This window comes from Curtobacterium sp. APC 4022, assembly GCF_030407555.1.
Lineage (GTDB): Bacteria > Actinomycetota > Actinomycetes > Actinomycetales > Microbacteriaceae > Curtobacterium.
Window position 1 is genome coordinate 1 of sequence record NZ_JASDDD010000008.1, and the last position, 20,082, is coordinate 20,082.

General features: G+C 71.8%; 18 protein-coding genes. 17 read left to right on the forward strand and 1 reads right to left on the reverse strand.

Going from position 1 to position 20,082, the window contains the following annotated elements; all coding sequences use genetic code 11:
- The 17 genes from mltG to QL987_RS04370 form a co-directional block, all read left to right on the forward strand.
- On the forward strand, window positions 1–1,326 hold a 1,326-nt coding region (mltG, locus tag QL987_RS04290), incomplete at its 5' end, for an endolytic transglycosylase MltG (protein WP_290156432.1).
- 98 nt (window positions 1,327–1,424) lie between these two features.
- Entirely contained in the window at window positions 1,425–2,084 is a 660-nt protein-coding gene (locus QL987_RS04295; RefSeq protein WP_356839628.1) for a shikimate kinase, read from the forward strand.
- A gap of 11 nt (window positions 2,085–2,095) precedes the next feature.
- Window positions 2,096–3,178, forward strand: coding sequence for a 3-dehydroquinate synthase (gene aroB / locus QL987_RS04300; protein ID WP_111073714.1), 1,083 nt, complete (start codon window positions 2,096–2,098; stop codon window positions 3,176–3,178).
- A 74-nt stretch (window positions 3,179–3,252) separates the two neighbouring features.
- A complete protein-coding gene (locus QL987_RS04305) occupies window positions 3,253–4,944 on the forward strand; it encodes an AarF/UbiB family protein (RefSeq protein WP_290156433.1) in 1,692 nt (563 codons plus the stop codon).
- Between the two features lie 71 nt (window positions 4,945–5,015).
- Entirely contained in the window at window positions 5,016–5,576 is a 561-nt protein-coding gene (gene efp / locus QL987_RS04310; protein ID WP_166778825.1) for an elongation factor P, read from the forward strand.
- A gap of 11 nt (window positions 5,577–5,587) precedes the next feature.
- Window positions 5,588–6,040, forward strand: a complete 453-nt coding sequence (nusB, locus tag QL987_RS04315) for a transcription antitermination factor NusB (protein ID WP_111073582.1) — start codon at window positions 5,588–5,590, stop codon at window positions 6,038–6,040.
- Window positions 6,041–6,115: 75 nt separating this feature from the next.
- Entirely contained in the window at window positions 6,116–6,700 is a 585-nt protein-coding gene (pyrR, locus tag QL987_RS04320) for a bifunctional pyr operon transcriptional regulator/uracil phosphoribosyltransferase PyrR (protein WP_111073581.1), read from the forward strand.
- Complete coding sequence (locus QL987_RS04325) at window positions 6,697–7,656, forward strand: aspartate carbamoyltransferase catalytic subunit (RefSeq protein ID WP_111073580.1); 960 nt, start codon at window positions 6,697–6,699, stop codon at window positions 7,654–7,656. The genes pyrR and QL987_RS04325 overlap by 4 nt, the downstream gene beginning before the upstream one ends.
- Window positions 7,653–9,008: a dihydroorotase gene (locus tag QL987_RS04330; protein WP_290156434.1), complete on the forward strand. Its 1,356-nt coding sequence runs from the start codon at window positions 7,653–7,655 to the stop codon at window positions 9,006–9,008. The genes QL987_RS04325 and QL987_RS04330 overlap by 4 nt, the downstream gene beginning before the upstream one ends.
- Window positions 9,005–9,550 (forward strand): hypothetical protein, encoded by a 546-nt coding sequence (locus QL987_RS04335; RefSeq protein ID WP_290156435.1) that lies wholly within the window; start codon window positions 9,005–9,007, stop codon window positions 9,548–9,550. The genes QL987_RS04330 and QL987_RS04335 overlap by 4 nt, the downstream gene beginning before the upstream one ends.
- Window positions 9,547–10,764, forward strand: a complete 1,218-nt coding sequence (carA, locus tag QL987_RS04340; protein ID WP_253463226.1) for a glutamine-hydrolyzing carbamoyl-phosphate synthase small subunit — start codon at window positions 9,547–9,549, stop codon at window positions 10,762–10,764. The genes QL987_RS04335 and carA overlap by 4 nt, the downstream gene beginning before the upstream one ends.
- Window positions 10,764–14,042 (forward strand): carbamoyl-phosphate synthase large subunit, encoded by a 3,279-nt coding sequence (gene carB, locus QL987_RS04345; protein ID WP_290156436.1) that lies wholly within the window; start codon window positions 10,764–10,766, stop codon window positions 14,040–14,042. The genes carA and carB overlap by 1 nt, the downstream gene beginning before the upstream one ends.
- Complete coding sequence (gene pyrF, locus QL987_RS04350) at window positions 14,039–14,923, forward strand: orotidine-5'-phosphate decarboxylase (RefSeq protein WP_290156437.1); 885 nt, start codon at window positions 14,039–14,041, stop codon at window positions 14,921–14,923. Before carB ends, pyrF begins: the two co-directional genes overlap by 4 nt.
- A 44-nt stretch (window positions 14,924–14,967) precedes the next feature.
- Entirely contained in the window at window positions 14,968–15,876 is a 909-nt protein-coding gene (gene gmk, locus QL987_RS04355; RefSeq protein WP_290156479.1) for a guanylate kinase, read from the forward strand.
- A 29-nt stretch (window positions 15,877–15,905) separates the two neighbouring features.
- On the forward strand, window positions 15,906–16,166 hold the full coding sequence (gene rpoZ, locus QL987_RS04360) for a DNA-directed RNA polymerase subunit omega (protein WP_290156438.1): 261 nt from the start codon (window positions 15,906–15,908) through the stop codon (window positions 16,164–16,166).
- A 5-nt stretch (window positions 16,167–16,171) separates the two neighbouring features.
- On the forward strand, window positions 16,172–17,380 hold the full coding sequence (gene metK, locus QL987_RS04365; RefSeq protein ID WP_111073574.1) for a methionine adenosyltransferase: 1,209 nt from the start codon (window positions 16,172–16,174) through the stop codon (window positions 17,378–17,380).
- Between the two features lie 7 nt (window positions 17,381–17,387).
- Window positions 17,388–19,481: a primosomal protein N' gene (locus QL987_RS04370; protein ID WP_290156439.1), complete on the forward strand. Its 2,094-nt coding sequence runs from the start codon at window positions 17,388–17,390 to the stop codon at window positions 19,479–19,481.
- A gap of 75 nt (window positions 19,482–19,556) precedes the next feature.
- Here QL987_RS04370 and QL987_RS04375 read toward each other — a convergent pair whose 3' ends face one another.
- Complete coding sequence (locus tag QL987_RS04375) at window positions 19,557–20,033, reverse strand: DUF4383 domain-containing protein (RefSeq protein WP_290156440.1); 477 nt, start codon at window positions 20,031–20,033, stop codon at window positions 19,557–19,559.
- Window positions 20,034–20,082 lie beyond the last annotated feature (49 nt).

Sequence of the window (20,082 nt, forward strand, 5' to 3'; positions counted from 1 at the left end):
CTCGGCGGCTCCCTCCACAGCGGTCCGGTCCCGGGAGCGCGCGGCGAGGACGCGAGTGCCGGGGCGGCTGCGGATGCCGCAGCCAGCGCCGTCGCGACCGACGCCCGGCCGGCGGACGGCCCCCTCGACGACGGCCCCAGCGACGACGACCTCGCCGGTGACGACCTCGCCGGCGGCGGCCGCGGTGCCGGAGGGCGAGGTGGTGACGACGGAGGCCGACGTGGTGGAGCCTCCCGGCCGCCGCGCGACGAACGTCCGCCGCGACGCAAGGGCCCGCTGATCGCCGGGATCGTCATCGTGGCGATCGTGGTCGCCGGCGGTGCCGTCGCCTACAACTTCGCCGCCCCGAAGATCCAGGCCATCGCCAGCGCGATCTCGGGCTCGCAGGAGAGCGACGACTACACCGGCGACGGCACCTCGAAGGTGACGATCACGATCAAGGACGGCGACATCGGCGAGGACGTCGCCGCGACGCTGCAGCGGAGCGGTGTCGTGAAGACCTCGAAGGTGTTCTACCAGCTGCTGCTCGCGTCGCCGAACGTGCAGTTCCAGCCGGGCTCGTACGCACTGAAGAAGAAGATGAGCTCGAAGGCCGCGCTGACGGCACTGCAGGACAAGGCCAACCGTGTCCAGGACCCGTCCATCGTCATCCCCGAGGGCACGGCGCTTGCGGACATCGAAGCCGGCATGGTCTCGAAGGCCGGGCTGAGCAAGGCCGACGTCGAGGCCGCTGCGAAGGACCTCTCCGCCTACGGTCTGCCGTCCGGCGTCACCACGCTCGAGGGCTGGCTGTTCCCGGCCACGTACCCGATCAACCCGAAGTGGACGGCGAAGCAGTACTTCCAGACCATGGTCGACACCATGAAGCAGCACCTGAAGACCGCCGGTGTCGCCGAGGCCGACCAGGAGCGCGTCGTCGTGTTCGCGTCGCTCGTGCAGAAGGAGGCCGGCCTCGCCGCCGACTACCCGAAGGTCGCCCGGGTGTTCCAGAACCGGCTCGACGACGGGATGCTCCTGCAGTCCGACGCGACGGTCGCCTACGGCACGGGCAACACCCACCGCGTGACGACGACGGACGCCGAGCGAGCGGACAAGTCGAACCGCTACAACACCTACCAGCACGAGGGGCTGCCGCCGGCGCCGATCTCCAACCCGGGTGACCTCGCCCTGAACGCGGTGACCAAGATGGCGACCGGCAACTGGCGCTACTTCGTGACGGTGAACCTGGAGACCGGGGAGACGGTGTTCTCGGACACGCTCGCGCAGCACGAACAGGCCGTCAAGCAGTTCCAGGCCTGGCTGCGGGCACACCCCGACTACCAGTAGGCGGTCGGACCACCAGCACGACCACGCGACGGGCGGCGGTCGGTGTCCCACACGGGGCACCGGACGCCGCCCGTCGTCGCTGTGGGAGGATGGTCGTCATGCTCAGTGGGTCGACCGCAGCGCCGATCGTCGTGATCGGTCCGATGGGTGCCGGCAAGTCGAGCGTCGGCCGCCGGGTCGCGAAGGCCCTCGGCGTCCCGTTCACCGACACCGACCGGGTGATCGTCCGCGAGCACGGTCCGCTCCCGCAGTTCTTCGCCGAGCACGGTGAGCCGGCGTTCCGCGAACTCGAGGCCGCCGCGGTCCGTCAGGCCGTGCTGACCGGCGGAGTCGTGTCGGTCGGCGGGGGAGCGGTCATGCACCCGGACACCCGCGCCGCGATGGCCGGGGCGCACGTCGTCCTGCTCACCGTGACGGCCGAGGCGGTCGCCGCACGGATCGTCGGGAGTGACCGCCCGCTGATCGCCGCGGGTGGCATCACGGCGTGGCAGCGCATCCTCGACGAGCGGGCCGACACCTACGCCGAGCTGGCCCACGCGGTGTTCGACACCTCACGCCGGCCGATGTCCCGGGTCGCCGAGGACATCGTCGCCTGGGTCCGCAGCACCCCGGGCAGCGACGCGGAACCCACGCCCGCAGCACCCCGAACCGCAGCACCCGGTACCGCAACCCCCGGTACCGCAGCACCCGGTACCGCACCGCCCAGCCCCGCAGCACCCAGCCCCGCAGCACCCACCTCCGACGAAGGAGCACCGTGACCGAGTCGACCCTGCCCGAAGGCACCACCGAGATCCGCGTCGGCGGTGAGGGCGGCTACGTCGTCGCGATCGGCAACGGTCTGCTCGCCTCGGTCCCCGCTCTGCTCGGCCCCCGCGTGGCGAAGGTGCTCATCGTGCATGCCCCGACCCTGGGTGCCCGTGCCGAGGACCTCCGCCAGCTGCTCGTCGGCGCCGGGCTCGAAGCCCTCATCGCCGAGGTACCCGACGCCGAGGCCGCCAAGCGCATCGAGGTCGCATCGTTCTGCTGGCAGGTCATGGGCCAGTCGGACTTCACCCGCACCGATGCCGTGATCGGCCTCGGTGGCGGCGCGGTCACCGACCTCGCCGGGTTCGTCGCCGCCACCTGGCTGCGCGGCGTGCCGTACCTGTCGATGCCGACGACGGTCCTCGGCCTGGTCGACGCCAGCGTCGGCGGCAAGACCGGCATCAACACGAACGAGGGCAAGAACCTGGTCGGCGCCTTCGCGGCCCCGCGCGCCGTGGTCGGCGACCTCGACCTGCTCCGCAGCCTGCCGCGCAACGAGATCCTGGCGGGCTTCGCCGAGATCGTGAAGGCCGGCTTCATCGCGGTGCCCGAGATCCTCGACGTGATCGAGGCGGACGTCGACCGCGTGACCGACCCGACGACCCCGGAGTTCCGGCGCGTGGTCGAGCTCGCGATCGAGCTGAAGGCACAGGTCGTGTCGGAGGACTTCACCGAGCAGGGGCGCCGCGAGGTCCTCAACTACGGCCACACCCTCGGCCACGCGATCGAGCACGCCGAGCGGTACCAGTGGCGGCACGGTGCGGCGGTCGCGGTCGGCATGGTGTTCGCCGCCGAGCTCGCACGGCTCACCGGGCACCTGGACGACGCCACGGTCGACCGGCACCGCTCGATCCTGGACTCGCTGTCCCTGCCGACGACGTACCCGCTCGGCCGCTGGCAGAGCCTGCTCGCGACCATGCGCCGCGACAAGAAGGCGCGGGCCGGCATGCTCCGCTTCATCATCCTCGACGCGGTGGGCAAGCCCGTGACGCTCGAGGGGCCCGAGGACCACCTGCTCTTCACCGCCTACCAGGAGGTCGGCGCCTGAGCGTGTGACCCGGTCGGGCGCCGGGACCGCAGCGCGCCCCGCTGGACCCCAGGCCCGCGGAGCAGACTGACACCGTGCCCAACCCGCCCCGCCTCAGCGACTTCTCCCCCCAGCAGCGTCAGGAACCCGCGGGGTTCCGGAGTCGGGGCCGTCGCTTCGCGGAGGTCCTCGGCATCGCCCGACGGCACGCGCTGCTGCCCTTCCGGCGCCTCGACTTCTCGCACGACCCGGCGACGTCCGAGCTCCGCCGCAGCCAGGCGGACCACCTCCGCCGTGCGCTCGAGGAGGCCGGCGGCGGGTTCGTGAAGATGGGCCAGCTGCTCTCGACCCGCGACGACCTGCTGCCGGAGGAGTGGACCGAGGAACTCGCGCACCTGCAGCGGAACGTCCGTCCCGCCGCGCCCGAGGAGGTCACGGCACTGCTCGAGGCCGAACTCGGTGCGCCGGTGGACCGGGTGTTCGCCTCGTTCGACCCCGAGCCGGTCGCCGCGGCGTCGATCGCGCAGGTGCACCGCGCCCGGCTCACCGACGGCACCGCGGTGGCCGTGAAGGTCCAGCGCCCGGGCATCGACGCGGCCGTCCGCCGTGACGTCGACATCGCGCTCCGGGCCGTGCGGTTCCTGACCCGGACCTCGGCCCAGGCCCGTCAGCTCGGGATCGTCCAGGTCGCCGAACAGTACGGCGCCGACCTGATCCGGCAGGTGGACTTCTCGGCCGAGCTCCGGAACCTCGAGTCGCTCCGCGCCGCCCAGGCCCGCAGCGCCCGGCCCGACGAGGTCCGGTTCCCGGAGCCCTACCGGGACCTGTCGAGCCGCCGCGTGCTCGTGATGGAGTTCCTGGAGGGCGACACGCTCAGCGCGATCCGCGCCGAGCGCTCGGACCGCGACCTCGACGAGCCGATGCGCTCGATCCTCCGCTCGTTCCTCCGCCAGGTCGTCTTCGACGGCGTCTACCACGCGGACCTGCACCCGGGGAACGTGCTGGTGCTGCCCGACGGGCGGCCCGCGCTCATCGACTTCGGATCGGTCGGGAGGCTCGACCCGGGTCTCCGGGACACGGTCCAGGAACTGTTGGCCGCGTACCTGCAGGACGACACCGCGCGGATCGCCGACACGGTGCTCCGGATGGCGCCGGTCCAGAACGTGGAGGACGAGGCGGACTTCCGTCGGGACATGGCCCGGTTCGTCGCCGAGGAGCTCGGCCCGGGCGCCCGGATCGGCGTCGAGACGGTCGACGACGCCGTCGAGGTCTTCGGCCGCTACCGGCTGCGCGCGCCGGCGGACTTCGTGGCGGCGGCCCGCGCGCTCGCGATCTTCGAGGGCACGCTCCGCACGCTGACCCCGTCCTTCGACCTGCTCGAGGAGTCGCGCGGACTCGCCGCCGAGCAGATCCGTGACCAGCTGCGGCCCGCGGCCATCCGGGGCGTCCTGGTCCGCGAGCTGTTCGGCCTCGTCACCTCGGCGCGCCGTCTGCCCCGGCGGATCGACAAGATCACCGAGGCGGTGGAGGCCGGCAAGCTGTCGGTGAACATCCGCCTGCTCAGCGACCGTCGGGACCGCCAGACGGTGTCGGGCATGATCCGTCGGGTGCTGCTCGTGCTCCTGGGAGCCGGGGCGGGCCTCCTGTCCGTCGTGTACCTCGCCGAGCCGGTGCGCCCGACCGCGGTCATCTCGACGCTCGTCGCCGGGGCCCTGCTCGGTGGCACCAGCGTCGTGCTGCTGGTGTGGGCGGCGATCGAGGCCTGGGTCGCGCGCCGACGGCAGTAGCCCGTCCGCTACACTCGTCCGGGGCTCCACGAGCCCGTGAGACCTTCACAACACCATCGAACGGAAGACCAATGGCGAGTACCACTGACATCAAGAACGGCGCCGTTCTCATCATCGACGGGCAGCTCTGGTCGGTCGTCGAGTTCCAGCACGTGAAGCCGGGCAAGGGCGGCGCCTTCGTGCGCACCAAGCTCAAGAACGTCGTGTCGGGCAAGGTCGTCGACCGCACGTTCAACGCCGGCGCGAAGATCGTGACCGCCGTGGTGGACCGCCGCGACTACCAGTACCTCTACGAGGACGGCGACTCGTACGTGTTCATGGACCAGGACACCTACGACCAGATCAGCGTCCCGTCGACGGTCGTCGGCGACGCGAAGAACTTCCTGCTCGAGTCCGCGCAGGTCACCATCGCGATGAACGAGGGCAACCCGCTCTACGTCGAGCTCCCGACCTCGATCGTCACCACGATCGAGACCGAGCCGGGCCTGCAGGGCGACCGTTCCTCCGGTGGCACCAAGCCGGCGACGATCGTCACGGGCTACCAGATCCAGGTCCCGCTCTTCCTCGAGAGCGGCACCAAGGTCAAGGTCGACACGCGTGACGGCAACTACCTCGGCCGCGTCAACGACTAGGCGCTGACCGGATGAGTGCTCGTTCCAAGGCGCGCAAGCGCGCCCTCGACATGCTCTACGTGGCCGAGGTGCGCGAGCTGCCGATCGCGGACGTCCTCGCGACCGAGACGGTCCGCCACCTCGACCAGCCGGAGCGCACCTCCAGCTGGGACTACGCGCGGCAGATCGTGACGGGCATCGACGAGGCCCGGTACGAGATCGACGACGTCATCACCGACCACGCGCAGGGGTGGGCGATCGCCCGCATGCCGGTGCTCGACCGCTGCATCCTGCGCATGGGCGTCTGGGAGCTCCGGTTCAACCCGGAGGTCCCGGACGCGGTCGCGATCGCCGAAGCCGTCGAGCTCGCGCAGTCGCTGTCCACCGACGACTCGGCCGGCTTCGTGAACGGCGTCCTCGGCGCCGTCGCCGGTGGTCGTGGACCGTCCGGTCGGACTGTCGCGGAGGACCAGGAGTCCCACTAGGCTCGAACCCGTCAGCATCCTTGAAGCCGTCCTGAGAGACGGGAGCCGTCCAGAGAGACGGGGAAGGAGGTCTGCGTGGGTACCAGAACGGTCCTGCAGCAACCCGACATCACGCGCGCTCTGACGCGCATCGCACACGAGATCCTCGAGGCCAACCACGGTGGCTCGGACCTGGTGTTGCTCGGCATCCCGACCCGCGGCGCCGTCCTGGCCGAGCGGCTCGGACGCATCCTCGCCGACATCGAGCCCGGGTGGGAGTCCGCCACCGGGGGCATCGGCAGTGAGCGGGTCGGCGCCCTCGACGTCACGATGTACCGCGACGACCTGCGCCGCGGCATCGGTCGCGCACCGCACCCGACGGTGATCCCGGCCGGCGGTGTCGACGGCAAGGTCGTCGTCCTGGTCGACGACGTCCTCTACTCGGGCCGTACCGTCCGCGCGGCACTCGACGCACTGCAGGGCATCGGACGCCCCCGTGCGGTCCGGCTGGCGGTCCTCGTCGACCGCGGCCACCGCGAGCTGCCGATCCGCGCCGACCACGTCGGCAAGAACCTCCCGACAGCCGGGGACGAGCGGGTCACCCTGCACCTGACCGAGACCGACGGCGTCGACGACGTCGTCATCGAACAGGGCAGCACGGAACCGGGCGGTGCGGCATGAGGCACCTGCTCTCCACCGCCGACCTGTCGCGGGACGATGCCGTGCGGATCCTCGACGTCGCCGAGGAGATGGCCGAGGTCAACACGCGCGAGGTCCGGAAGCTCCCGGCGCTCCGCGGTCGGACGATCGTGAACCTCTTCTTCGAGGACTCGACCCGCACCCGCATCTCGTTCGAGGCCGCCGCCAAGCGACTGTCCGCGGACGTCATCAACTTCGCCGCGAAGGGCTCCAGCGTCTCGAAGGGCGAGTCCCTCAAGGACACCGTCCAGACCCTCGACGCGATGGGCATCGACGGCATCGTGATCCGGCACGGCGCGTCCGGCGCCCCCCGGGTGCTCGCCGAGGCCGACTGGATCGACGTGCCCGTGGTGAACGCCGGCGACGGCACGCACGAGCACCCCACGCAGGCACTCCTCGACGCGTTCACGATGCGCCGCCGCCTGCACGGCGCGGACAGCCGCGGCCAGGGCCTCGACGGCGTCCGGGTGCTCATCGTCGGCGACGTGCTGCACAGCCGTGTCGCCCGGAGCAACGCCTGGCTGCTCCGGACGCTCGGTGCCCACGTCACCTTCGCCGCCCCGCCGACCCTGCTGCCCGCGGTCGACAGGCCGTTCGGCGCCGCCGTCCACCACGACCTGGACGCGGCCCTCGCCGAGGACCCGGACGTCGTGATGACGCTCCGCATCCAGCAGGAGCGGATGAACGACGCCTTCTTCCCGAACCCCCGCGAGTACACGCGGCACTTCGGCCTGACCGCCGCCCGCTTCGCGCGGCTGCCGGAGCGCACCCTCGTGATGCACCCGGGGCCGATGAACCGCGGGCTCGAGATCGCCGGCGTGGCCGCGGACGACGCCCGTTCGACGGTCGTCGAACAGGTCGCGAACGGCGTCTCGGTCCGGATGGCCGTGCTCTACCTCGCCCTCACCGGCGACCAGCAGAAGGAGTCCGTCGCATGACCGCACACCTGATCCGTGGCGCGCAGCTGGTCGACGGCTCGCGTGCCGACATCCGCCTGGAGGGACGGCTCGTCACCGCGGTCGGGTCCGGTCTCGACGCGGCCGGCGCCACGGTCGTCGACGCCGACGGGCTGCTCGCCCTGCCGGGTCTGGTCGACCTGCACACGCACCTCCGGGAGCCCGGCCACGAGGAGTCCGAGACGGTCCTGTCCGGCTCGCGGGCCGCGGCCGCCGGCGGCTTCACGGCTGTGAACGCGATGGCGAACTCGTCGCCGGTCGCCGACACCGCCGGGGTCGTCGAGCAGGTGCAGGCGCTCGGGGACGACGCCGGCTACGTCACGGTCCGGCCGATCGGCGCCGTCTCGCAGGGGCTGCAGGGCACGCACCTGTCCGAGATCGGCGCGATGGCGACCTCCCGCGCGAAGGTCCGGGTGTTCTCCGACGACGGCTCGTGCGTCGCCGACCCGCTGCTCATGCGTCGGGCGCTCGAGTACATCAAGGGCTTCGGCGGGGTGCTCGCCCAGCACGCGCAGGAGCCCCGCCTGACCATCGGCGCGCAGATGAACGAGGGCCGCCTGTCCTCGGAGCTCGGCCTGGCGGGCTGGCCGGCCGTGGCCGAGGAGTCGATCATCGCCCGCGACGTCCTGCTCGCCGAGCACGTCGGCGCACGACTGCACGTCTGCCACGTCTCCACGGCGGGCAGCGTCGAGGTGATCCGCTGGGCGAAGACCCGCGGCATCGACGTCACCGCCGAGGTCACCCCGCACCACCTCCTGCTCACCGAGGACCTCATCGCCGGACACGATGGCGCCCCGGGCTACGACGCCCGCTACAAGGTGAACCCGCCGCTCCGCCGCCGCGAGGACGTCGAGGCACTCCGCGCGGCCCTCGCCGACGGCACGATCGACATCGTCGCGACGGACCACGCCCCGCACCCGGCCGAGGCGAAGCACTGCGAGTGGCCCGCCGCAGCGAACGGCATGGTCGGCCTCGAGTCCGCGCTGCGCGTCGTGCACGCCGCCGTGGTCGAGGACGGTCGACTCGACTGGGCCGACGTCGCCCGGGTGCTCTCGAGCGCCCCGGCCCGGATCGGCCAGGTCGAGGGCCACGGCCACGCGATCGCCGAGGGTGCCCCGGCCGAGATCACGCTCTACGACCCCGCCGCGAGCCGCGACTTCTCGGCAGCCGACCTGCACGGGCAGTCGCAGAACTCGCCGTACCTCGGCATGCCGCTGCCCGGCCGGGTCGTGGCGACCTTCCACCACGGCATGCCCACGCTCCTCGACGGACAGCTCGTCGACAGCGAGACCGTCGCGGCACGGGCAGCGGCGGCACGGATGGCGACGGCATGAGCGGTGACGCGGCACGCTGGCTGCTGGGCGGGGTCATCCTGCTCGCGGTGGCCGCGCTGTTCGTCGCGATGGCCCGCACCTGGCGGACGCGCAGCCGACGGCAGGCGGAGGCCGTGCCTCCCGTCCCGGTGCCGGCCGACCGCGGTCCGGCGGCCGGGTCCTGGGACGGCTTCACCGTCGCGACGACCCGCGCCGACCAGCCGCTCGAACGGATCACCGCCGGCGGACTCGGCTTCCGTGGCCGCGGCGGTGTGACGGTGCACGCGACCGGTGTCGTGCTGCACCACGCCGGTGTGGACGACCGGTGGATCGCCCGGAGTGCCGTCCGCGGCGCCGACCGGGCCACGTGGGCCATCGACCGTGTGGTCGAGCCCGGGGGACTGGTCCGACTGCGATGGACGGCGACCGGCGCCGCAGCAGCGACGGACCTCGACACCTACTTCCGGTTCCCGGAGGGCGACGCGGAAGCGCTCACCGCCCTGCAGGGACTGGCGACGACGAACGACTCCCCGCAGACCGCGGGCGAAGGGACGAACTCATGACACGCGAACGGGCCGTACTGGTCCTCGAAGACGGCACCCGGTACGACGGCTGGGCCTACGGCGCCCGCGGGCGCACGCTCGGCGAGGTGGTCTTCGCGACCGGCATGACCGGGTACCAGGAGACCCTCACCGACCCCTCCTACGCCGGGCAGATCGTGGTGCAGACCGCGCCGCACATCGGCAACACCGGCGTCAACGACGAGGACCCCGAGTCCCGTCGCATCTGGGTCGCCGGCTACGTCGTCCGCGACCCCAGCCGCGTGGTCTCGAACCACCGCGCGGACGCCTCGCTCGACGAGCACCTGGTGCGCGACGGCATCGTCGGGATCTCCGGCATCGACACCCGGTCCCTGACCCGCCGCATCCGCGACGCCGGCGCCATGAAGGGCGGCGTGTTCAGCGGGGCCGACGCCACGCTCGACGCCGACGAGCAGCTCCGGGTCGTCACCGAGCAAGCCGGCATGGCGGGCAAGAACCTGTCCGCCGAGGTCTCCACGGCCGAGGAGTACGTCGTCGAACCGGTCGGGGAACGGATCGGCACGCTGGCCGTCCTCGACCTCGGCGTGAAGTCGTCGACCACCCGCTACCTGTCCGAGCGCGGCTTCGAGGTGCACGTGCTGCCGCAGGACGTCACGGTCGAACGGCTCCGTGAGCTCGACCCCGACGCGCTCTTCTACTCGAACGGCCCCGGCGACCCGTCGGCCTCCGACGCGCAGGTGACCCTGCTGCAGGAGAGCCTCCGCGACGGCCGCCCGTTCTTCGGGATCTGCTTCGGCAACCAGCTGCTCGGCCGCGCGCTCGGCTTCGGCACCTACAAGCTGCCGTTCGGACACCGCGGCATCAACCAGCCGGTGCTCGACACCACCACCGGCAAGGTCGAGATCACGAGCCAGAACCACGGCTTCGCGGTCGACGCGCCCGTCGGGCAGGTCCTCGAGTCCCCGGTCGGCTTCGGCCGCGTCGAGGTCTCGCACTACTCGCTCAACGACAACGTGGTGGAGGGCCTCCGGGCGCTCGACATTCCCGCGTTCAGCGTGCAGTACCACCCCGAGGCCGCTGCCGGACCGCACGACAGCATGTACCTCTTCGACCGCTTCCGGGACATGGTGGTCGCCCGTCGGCAGGGGGAGCCGCTCGACGCGGCCACCGCCGACGCGACCACGCCCGCCGCCGACCCGACGCACGGCTCCGACACCACGAAGGAGGGCAACTGATGCCCAAGCGCTCCGACATCAGCTCCGTCCTGGTCATCGGCTCCGGCCCGATCGTCATCGGGCAGGCCGCCGAGTTCGACTACTCCGGCACCCAGGCCTGCCGCGTGCTCCGCGCCGAGGGCGTCCGCGTCATCCTGGTGAACCCGAACCCGGCGACGATCATGACCGACCCGGACTTCGCCGACGCGACGTACATCGAGCCGATCACCAACGCGTCGCTCGAGGAGATCATCCGCATCGAGCAGCCGGACGCCGTCCTGCCGACCCTCGGTGGGCAGACCGCACTGAACGCGGCGATCTCCCTCGACGAGGCCGGCATCCTCGAGAAGTACGGCGTCGAGCTCATCGGCGCCAAGGTGGACGCCATCCAGCGCGGTGAGGACCGCCAGCTCTTCAAGGAGCTCGTCCTCGAGTCCGGCGCGGACGTGGCACGCAGCCACATCGCCCACACGCTGGAGGAGGCGAAGGAGTTCGCGAAGGACCTCGGCTACCCGCTGGTCGTCCGGCCGTCCTTCACCATGGGTGGTCTCGGTTCCGGCTTCGCGTACACCGAGGAGGAACTCGTCCGCTTCGTCGGCGACGGGCTGCAGTCCAGCCCGACGACCGAGGTCCTGCTCGAGGAGTCGATCCTCGGCTGGAAGGAGTACGAGCTCGAGCTCATGCGGGACAACGCCGACAACACGGTCGTCGTCTGCTCGATCGAGAACGTCGACCCGGTCGGCGTGCACACCGGCGACTCGATCACGGTCGCCCCTGCGTTGACGCTGACCGACCGCGAGTACCAGAACATGCGGAACATCGGCATCGACATCATCCGTCGCGTCGGCGTCGACACCGGCGGCTGCAACATCCAGTTCGCGGTCGACCCGTCGAACGGGCGCCTCATCGTCATCGAGATGAACCCCCGCGTCTCGCGGTCGAGCGCGCTGGCGTCCAAGGCCACGGGCTTCCCGATCGCCAAGATCGCCGCGAAGCTCGCCATCGGGTACCGCCTGGACGAGATCCAGAACGACATCACCCGCGTCACCCCGGCGAGCTTCGAGCCGACGCTCGACTACGTCGTGGTGAAGACCCCGCGCTTCGCGTTCGAGAAGTTCCCGGCCGCCGACGCCACCCTCACCACGACGATGAAGAGCGTCGGCGAGGCGATGGCGATCGGCCGCAACTACGCCACCGCGCTGCAGAAGTCGCTGCGCTCGCTCGAGAAGCGCGGGTCGAGCTTCCACTGGGACGTCCCGGCCGACCAGCTCGACAAGGCCGCGCTGCTCGAGAAGTCGTCGATCCCGACCGACGGCCGCATCGTCACGGTGCAGCAGGCGCTCGTCGCCGGCGCCACCGCGGCCGAGGTCTTCGAGGCCACGAAGATCGACCCCTGGTTCATCGACCAGATCGTCCTCATCAACGAGGTCGCCGACGAGGTCCGCGCCGCCGAGACGCTCGACGCCGACACCGTCCGCTGGGCGAAGGAGCACGGCTTCAGCGACGCGCAGATCGCATCGCTGCGCGGCATCACCGAGCAGGAGGCCCGTGACCAGCGTCACGCGCTCGGCATCCGCCCGGTGTTCAAGACCGTGGACACCTGCGCCGGCGAGTTCCCGGCCTTGACGCCGTACCACTACTCGTCCTACGACACCGAGACCGAGGTCGCCCCGAGCGACCGCAAGAAGGTCGTCATCCTCGGCTCCGGCCCGAACCGCATCGGCCAGGGCGTCGAGTTCGACTACTCGTGCGTGCACGCGTCCTTCGCACTGAGCGACGCCGGCTTCGAGACGATCATGGTGAACTGCAACCCGGAGACGGTCTCGACCGACTACGACACCTCGGACCGGCTCTACTTCGAGCCGCTCACGGTGGAGGACGTCCTCGAGGTCATCGCGGCCGAGCAGGCCTCCGGCGAGGTCGTCGGCGTCGTCGTGCAGCTCGGCGGCCAGACCGCACTGGGCCTGGCGAAGCCGCTCGAGGCCGCCGGCATCCCGATCCTCGGCACCAGCCCGGACGCGATCGACCTGGCCGAGGAGCGCGGTGCGTTCTCGCGCATCCTCGACGACGCCGGTCTGCTCGCGCCGAAGAACGGCACCGCGCACGACCTGGCCAGCGCCACCGCGGTCGCCGAGGGCATCGGCTACCCGGTGCTCGTCCGTCCGTCCTTCGTGCTCGGCGGGCGCGGCATGGAGATCGTCTACGACTCCGACACCCTCGCCGACTACTTCGACCGGATGGCCGACCAGGCGATCATCGGCCCGGAGCTGCCGCTGCTCGTGGACCGCTTCCTGGACGACGCGGTCGAGATCGACATCGACGCGCTCTACGACGGCGACCGGCTCTACGTCGGCGGCGTCATGGAGCACATCGAAGAGGCGGGCATCCACTCCGGTGATTCCTCCTGCACCCTGCCCCCGGTCGGCCTCGGTCGCGCGGAGATCCAGGCCGTCGTCGACGCGACCGAGAAGATCGCCCGCGGGGTCGGCGTCCGCGGACTCCTCAACGTGCAGTTCGCCATCGCGGCCGGCGTGCTCTACGTGCTCGAGGCGAACCCCCGCGCCAGCCGCACGGTGCCGTTCGTCTCGAAGGCGCTCGGCATCGCCCTGGCCAAGGCCGCTGCCCGCGTCATGACCGGCACGAGCATCGACGACCTGGTCGCCGAGGGACTGCTGCCGAGCCGCGACGGCGCCTTCGTCCCGATGGAGTCCCCGATCGCCGTCAAGGAGGCCGTGCTGCCCTTCCGACGCTTCCGCACCCGCGAGGGCCAGGTGGTCGACTCGGTGCTCAGCCCCGAGATGCGCTCCACCGGTGAGGTCATGGGCATCGACCGCGACTTCCCGCGGGCGTTCCTCAAGAGCCAGGAGGCCGCGTACGGCGGGCTGCCGACCAGCGGCACCGTGTTCGTGAGCGTCGCCGACACCGACAAGCGCGCCATCGTCCTGCCGGTGCACCGTCTGCAGCAGCTCGGCTTCACGATCATCGCGACCGAGGGCACCGCCGAGGTGCTCCGCCGCAACGGGATCCTGGTGGGCGTCGTCGGCAAGTTCAGCCAGGGGCAGGAGAGCGTCGTCGACCTGCTCGCCCGCAACGAGGTCGACATCGTCATCAACACGCCGAGCGGTGCCGCCGGTCGCGCGGACGGGTACGAGATCCGCGCGGCGACCGTGGCGGCCGACAAGCCGCTGTTCACGACGATCTCGCAGCTCGGCGCGGCGGTCGCGGCCATCGAGACGATCGGGACGCCGCACAGCGTCCGGAGCCTGCAGGACTACGCGCTCGAACGAGCCGGCTGGTGACCCCAGTCCGGTCTGGAGGCCCGACCCCGTTCGGCGTCCGGCTCGCCGCCGCCATCGGGTCGCGGTCCGCACTCTGCGTCGGCATCGACCCCCACGCCGCCACCCTGGCGGCGTGGGGGCTCGGCCGCGACGAGGCCGGACTCACCGCCTTCGGCGCGACCCTCGTCGACGCGGCCGCCGGTCGCGCGGCCGTGGTGAAGCCGCAGATCGCGTTCTTCGAGGCGGCCGGCGTGCCCGGCTACCGCGCACTCGACGCGACGATCCGTCGTGCACGTGATGCGGGCCTCCTGGTCGTGGCGGACGTCAAGCGCGGCGACATCGGGTCCACCGGTGACGACTACGCGCTGGCGTGGCTCGACCGCGACGGACCGTTCGCGGCGGACGCGATGACCGTGTCGCCGTACCTGGGCTACGGCTCGTTGGCCGGGACGATCGCCGTCGCCCGAGAGAACGGCGCCGGTGTGTTCGTGCTCGCCGCGACGAGCAACCCGGAGGCCCGGGTCCTGCAGACCGCGGTGCTGGCCGAGGGCCCGCGTGCCGGGCGGACCGTGGCTGCCGGTATCGTCGTCGACGTGGCAGACGACAACCGGACGACGGCCGACCAGGCCCTGGGGGACGTCGGGCTCGTGCTCGGCGCGACCCTCGACCTCGACGACTTCGGCATCACCGCCGACGAGATCGGTACCGCCCCGGTGCTCGCGCCGGGCTTCGGTGCCCAGGGTGCCCGGATCGAGGACCTCCGTGCGCTGTACGGCAGCCGGGCCGAGCAGGTGCTCGTGAACGAGTCCCGCGGTCTGCTCGGCGACGGCCCGGACGGTGTCGCCGCCCTCGTGGCCGACCGTGCCGACCGCATCCGTGCGGCCCTGGAGCCGGCAGCGTGAGCGACGAGCAGCAGGGCAGCGCTCCCGCCGCCGACCGGTCGGCGTTGCCGGCACACCGCAACCCGCCGGAGGTCGACCGCGTGGCCGCCGCGAAGGCCGCCGTCGCCGCACGGCGTGCCCGCGCCGCGGTGAAGTCCGCGGTCGCCGCCGGGGACCGGTCGCCGCTCAAGGTCGCCCGCTCCGCGTGGTCCGAGGACGAGTCCGTCGTCGCGACCACCTCGGCGGAACGTTCGCTGCGGGTCCGCGACCTGTTGACGAGCCTGCCCGGAGTCGGACCCGCCCGGGCCGAAGCCGTCATGGGCGCGCTCCGGATCGCGCCGTCGAAGCGCCTCGGGGGACTCGGCAGCCGCCAGCGGACCGAGCTCGCTGACTGGCTCGCCCAGCGCGGCCGGAAGCGTGCCGCGTCGAAGCTGGTCGTCCTCGCCGGACCCACCGCGGTCGGCAAGGGCACGGTCAGCGCGTACATCCGCGAGCAGTACCCCGAGGTGAACCTCAGCGTGTCCGCGACGACCCGGGCGCCCCGTCCGGGCGAGGTCGACGGCGTGCACTACTACTTCGTCGACGACGCCGAGTTCGACCGGATGGTCCGCGACCGCGAACTGCTCGAGTACGCGACCGTGCACAACTCGTACCGGTACGGCACCCCGCGCCCGCCGATCGACCGCGCGCTCGACGCCGGTGAGAAGGTCATGCTCGAGATCGACCTGCAGGGTGCCCGCCAGGTGCGGGACGCCATGCCCGAGGCGGTCCTGGTGTTCCTGCTGCCCCCGACCTGGGACGAACTGGTCCGTCGGCTCATCGGCCGCGGGACCGAATCGCCGGAGGAACAGGCGCGCCGGCTCGAGACCGCCAAGGTGGAGCTCGCGGCCCAGGACGAGTTCGACGTGCGGATCGTGAACTCCGATGTCAGCACGGCGGCACGCGAGGTCGTAGACTTGTTCTCTGCGCCCTGACGGGTGCACCGACGACGAGGAGCAATCCCATGGCCAACCCCCAGGGCATCATCGACCCGCCCATCGACGACCTGCTCAGCAAGGTCGAGTCGAAGTACGCGCTCGTGATCTTCGCCTCGAAGCGTGCTCGCCAGATCAACGACTACTACGCCGACCTGCACGAAGGCTCGCTCTTCGACAACGTCGGTCCGCTCGTCGACTCGACGATCGACGACAAGCCGCTCTCGGTCGCGCTCCACGAGATCAACGAGGACAAGCTGACCGTCACCAAGCAGCAGCCCTCCGCCTGATCCCGGTGAGTGCGCTCCGTCTGTTCACGTCGGAATCGGTGACCGAAGGCCACCCCGACAAGATCTGCGACCAGATCTCGGACGCGATCCTGGACGCCCTGCTCACGGTCGACCCGCACGCGCGGGTCGCCGTCGAGACGATGGTGACGACCGGGCTCGTGCACGTCGCGGGAGAGGTCACGACCTCCGGGTACGTCGAGATCCCGCAGCTGGTCCGCGACGTCATCACCGGCATCGGGTACAACTCCTCCGACGTGAGCTTCGACGGTCGTACCTGCGGCGTCGAGATCTCGATCGGCGCGCAGTCCCCGGACATCGCCCAGGGTGTCGACGAGTCCCTCGACACCCGGTCGGGTGCCGGCATGGACCCGCTCGACCGCCAGGGTGCCGGCGACCAGGGCATCATGTTCGGCTTCGCGACGAACGAGACGCCGGAGTACATGCCGGTCGCCATCTGGCTTGCCCACCGTCTGGCCGAGAAGCTCGCCGCGGTGCGCAAGTCCGGCGAACTGACCTACCTGCGTCCGGACGGCAAGACCCAGGTCACGGTCGGGTACGACGGCGTCACGCCGAAGACCGTCGAGACCGTGGTCCTGTCGACCCAGCACGCGCCGAGCGTCTCGCTCGAGCAGCTGACCGCCGACATCACCGAGCACGTCATCCGTCCGGTCCTCGACCTGGTGGACCTCGACTCCGCGCACGTCGACGTGATCGTGAACCCGACCGGCCGCTTCGAGATCGGCGGGCCCCAGGGCGATGCCGGGCTCACCGGCCGCAAGGTCATCGTCGACACCTACGGCGGGGCCTCCCGTCACGGTGGCGGCGCGTTCAGCGGCAAGGACCCGTCGAAGGTCGACCGTTCGGCGGCGTACGCGCTCCGCTGGGTCGCGAAGAACGCCGTCGCGGCCGGTCTCGCCGATCGCCTCGAGGTCCAGGTCGCCTACGCCATCGGCCGCGCCAAGCCGGTCGGTCTCTACGTCGAGTCCTTCGGTACCGGGCACGTGGACGACGCGACGATCGAGGCCGCCATCACGCAGGTGTTCGACCTGCGTCCGGCCGCGATCATCCGCGACCTCGACCTGCTGACCCCGAAGTACGCGCAGACCGCGACCTACGGGCACTTCGGTCGGGAACTGCCGGGCTTCACGTGGGAGCAGCTCGACCGCGTCGAGGAGCTCCGCACCGCGGCAGGACTCGTCTCCGCCACCGTCTGAGGCCCTCGTGGCCACCGTCGCGCGTGTCGTCCTCGACTCGCCGCTCCCGCAGCTCGACCGTCTGTTCGACTACCGGGTGCCGGCCGAGATCGAGGACGACTGCGTGCCGGGGGTCCGGGTCCGGGTACCGCTGCGCTCCGGCGCCCGGATGACCGACGCCTACGTGGTCGAGGTCGTGTCCGTCGACGCGCTGTCCCCGGAGCACGACTTCCCGGGAGAGCTCAGCGCGATCGAGGAGCTCGTCAGCCCGGTGCCGGTGCTCGCGCCGGAGGTGTGGCAGCTGGCCCGGGCCGTGGCGGACCGCGCCGCGGGCGTCGCCAGTGACGTGCTGCGGCTCGCCGTACCGACCCGCCAGGTGCGGCCGGAGAAGGCCTGGCTCGCGCGCGACACCGCGTACGTGCCGCCCAGCGTGACGGCCGGGGCGGTCGAGGGCTACGGCGACGCGGTCATCGAGTCCGTGGTCGACGCCGGAGGCCGTGCCGCCGTCAGCGCGATCCCGCACCCGGTCCTGCTCAGCGCCCCGACGCCGGTCGCCGCCGAGCCCGAGGACCCGGCGGAAGAGGACCCGGCGAACGAGGACCCCGCCGACGAGGACCCGCCCACCGACGCCACCGCTACGCCCGACCCCACCTGGGTGCCGGGCTGGGCAGCGACCCTGGCACAGGCCGCCGCGCACACGCTGGCGGGGGAGCGCTCCGCCGTCATCGCCGTCCCCGACTTCCGCGACGTCGCCGACCTCGAGCGCGCCCTGCTCGTCCTGGTGCCCGCCGAGCGCGTGGTCCGGTTCGACGCCAAGCAGACGAACGGGCAGCGTGCCCGGGCACTCCTGACCGCCCGGACCCACCCGGTCGTCGCGATCGGCAGCCGTGCCGCCGTGTACGCGCCGGCGTCAGACCTCGGGCTCATCGCGCTCTGGGACGACGGCGACCCGTCGTTCGCTGAGCAGCGCGCACCGTACGTGCACACCCGCGACGTCGCCCTGGTGCGGACGTCCCAGTCGGGGGCCGCGCTGCTGATGATCTCGCACGCCCGAAGCACCGACGTCCAGCGGCTCGTCGAGCTCGGGTGGTTGCAGGAGATCGGTCCGCACCGCGCCCGGGTGCCGAAGGTGGTCCCGACCGCCCACCAGACGAACGCCGACGGCTACGCCGCCCAGGCGCGGATCCCGAGCAGTGCCTGGCGGGCAGCGCGCGAGGCCAGCCACGACGGCCCCGTGCTCGTGCAGGTGTCGAACCCGGGCTTCGGCACGGGCCTGGTCTGCACCCAGTGCGGCGAGCGCGCGCACTGCCGGGTGTGCGGTGGTCCCCTCGGCAGCCCGCACGCCGGGTCGACCCCGCAGTGCCGGTTCTGCGGCGCGCTGGCGGCCGGGTACCGCTGCCCGACGTGCGGCAACGGCAAGCTCAAGCCCGTCGGCCAGGGTGCCCAGCGCACCGCCGACGAACTCGGTCGGGCGTTCCCGAACACCCGGATCGTGGTGGCGGACGGGTCACGTCCGATCGACGCGGTCCCCGCTCGCCCCGCCGTCGTCGTCGCCACGCGCGGCGCCGAACCGGACGTCGCCGGCGGGTACGCCTGCGTGCTGCTCCTGGACGGTGAGCGGATGCTGGCTCGTGAGGGGCTCCGTGTGCAGGAGGACGTCCTCCGCATCTGGGCGAACGCCGCGGCGAAGGGCGCACCCGGAGCGCCGGTGTACCTCGTCGGCATCGGTGGGAAGCTCGCGAACGCGATGGCCCTCTGGCGGCTCGACGTCCCCGCGCACGAGGAGCTCACCGACCGCCGTGAACTGTTCTTCCCCCCGGCGGTGCGGGTCGCGACCCTGAGCGGCACGGACGAGGCGGTGACCGGTGCCATCGAGGCCCTCGGTGACGCGCCGGTCGGTCCGGTGCTCGGCCCGGTGCCCGTCGACGACCCGACGCCGGGGACGGTGCGGGCGATCGTGCGGTTCCCGTACGGGCACGGCACCGAGGTGGCGGCGACCCTCAAGGCCGAGGTGATCCGCCGGTCGTCGACCCGGCGGGTCGTCAAGGGCGGGACGAAGCGACGTGCGGCCCCGGCGCTCCGGGTCCGGATGGACGACGCCGAACCGTTCTCCGAGGTCTGAGCCCACCGCGGCCCCGACATGACGGGAGGCCCGTGGCGATCCCGCCACGGGCCTCCCGTCATGTGCCGCGTCGCGTCAGCGGGCGGCGCGCTCCGCGCCGACCGGTGCCCGACGCCCACGCGAGAGCACGACGCCGAGGGCGACCATGCCGATCGCGAGGACGAGGTGCAGCCAGTTGTCGGCCGAGTTCAGCGGCACGAAGTTCGCGGCGCTGTCGCTGTTCGCGGTGAACAGGCCGTAGATCCAGAGCACGAAGTAGACGACGCCACCGATGACCAGGTAGAGCCGCGCACCACTGGCACGACGAGCGGCCAGGACGCCGACGATGCCGAAGAGCAGGTGGACGATGTTGTGCAGGACGGACACCTGGAAGATGCCGAGCAGCATGCCCATCGAACCGTTGCCGGCACCGCCGAGGTCACCGGAGGTGAGGCCCGGGATGAAGCCGGCGATGCCGACGAGCAGGAAGACGATGCCGACGACGAGGGCGCCCTTCTGCACGGGCGTCTCGGCGAAGCTGGTGGGTGCTGGGGTGGAGAGTCGGTCTGTCATGTTCGTTCCTTTCCGGGAATCGCCTGTGAACGTACCCGTGCGTCGACGG

Coding starts and splice junctions, on each gene's coding strand:
- carA (WP_253463226.1), top strand. CDS start 9,547: ATGACACGCGAACGGGCCGTACTGGTCCTCGAAGACGGCACCCGGTAC.
- nusB (WP_111073582.1), top strand. CDS start 5,588: ATGAGTGCTCGTTCCAAGGCGCGCAAGCGCGCCCTCGACATGCTCTAC.
- QL987_RS04295 (WP_356839628.1), top strand. CDS start 1,425: ATGCTCAGTGGGTCGACCGCAGCGCCGATCGTCGTGATCGGTCCGATG.
- QL987_RS04325 (WP_111073580.1), top strand. CDS start 6,697: ATGAGGCACCTGCTCTCCACCGCCGACCTGTCGCGGGACGATGCCGTG.
- efp (WP_166778825.1), top strand. CDS start 5,016: ATGGCGAGTACCACTGACATCAAGAACGGCGCCGTTCTCATCATCGAC.
- QL987_RS04375 (WP_290156440.1), bottom strand. CDS start 20,033: ATGACAGACCGACTCTCCACCCCAGCACCCACCAGCTTCGCCGAGACG.
- QL987_RS04330 (WP_290156434.1), top strand. CDS start 7,653: ATGACCGCACACCTGATCCGTGGCGCGCAGCTGGTCGACGGCTCGCGT.
- rpoZ (WP_290156438.1), top strand. CDS start 15,906: ATGGCCAACCCCCAGGGCATCATCGACCCGCCCATCGACGACCTGCTC.
- QL987_RS04335 (WP_290156435.1), top strand. CDS start 9,005: ATGAGCGGTGACGCGGCACGCTGGCTGCTGGGCGGGGTCATCCTGCTC.
- carB (WP_290156436.1), top strand. CDS start 10,764: ATGCCCAAGCGCTCCGACATCAGCTCCGTCCTGGTCATCGGCTCCGGC.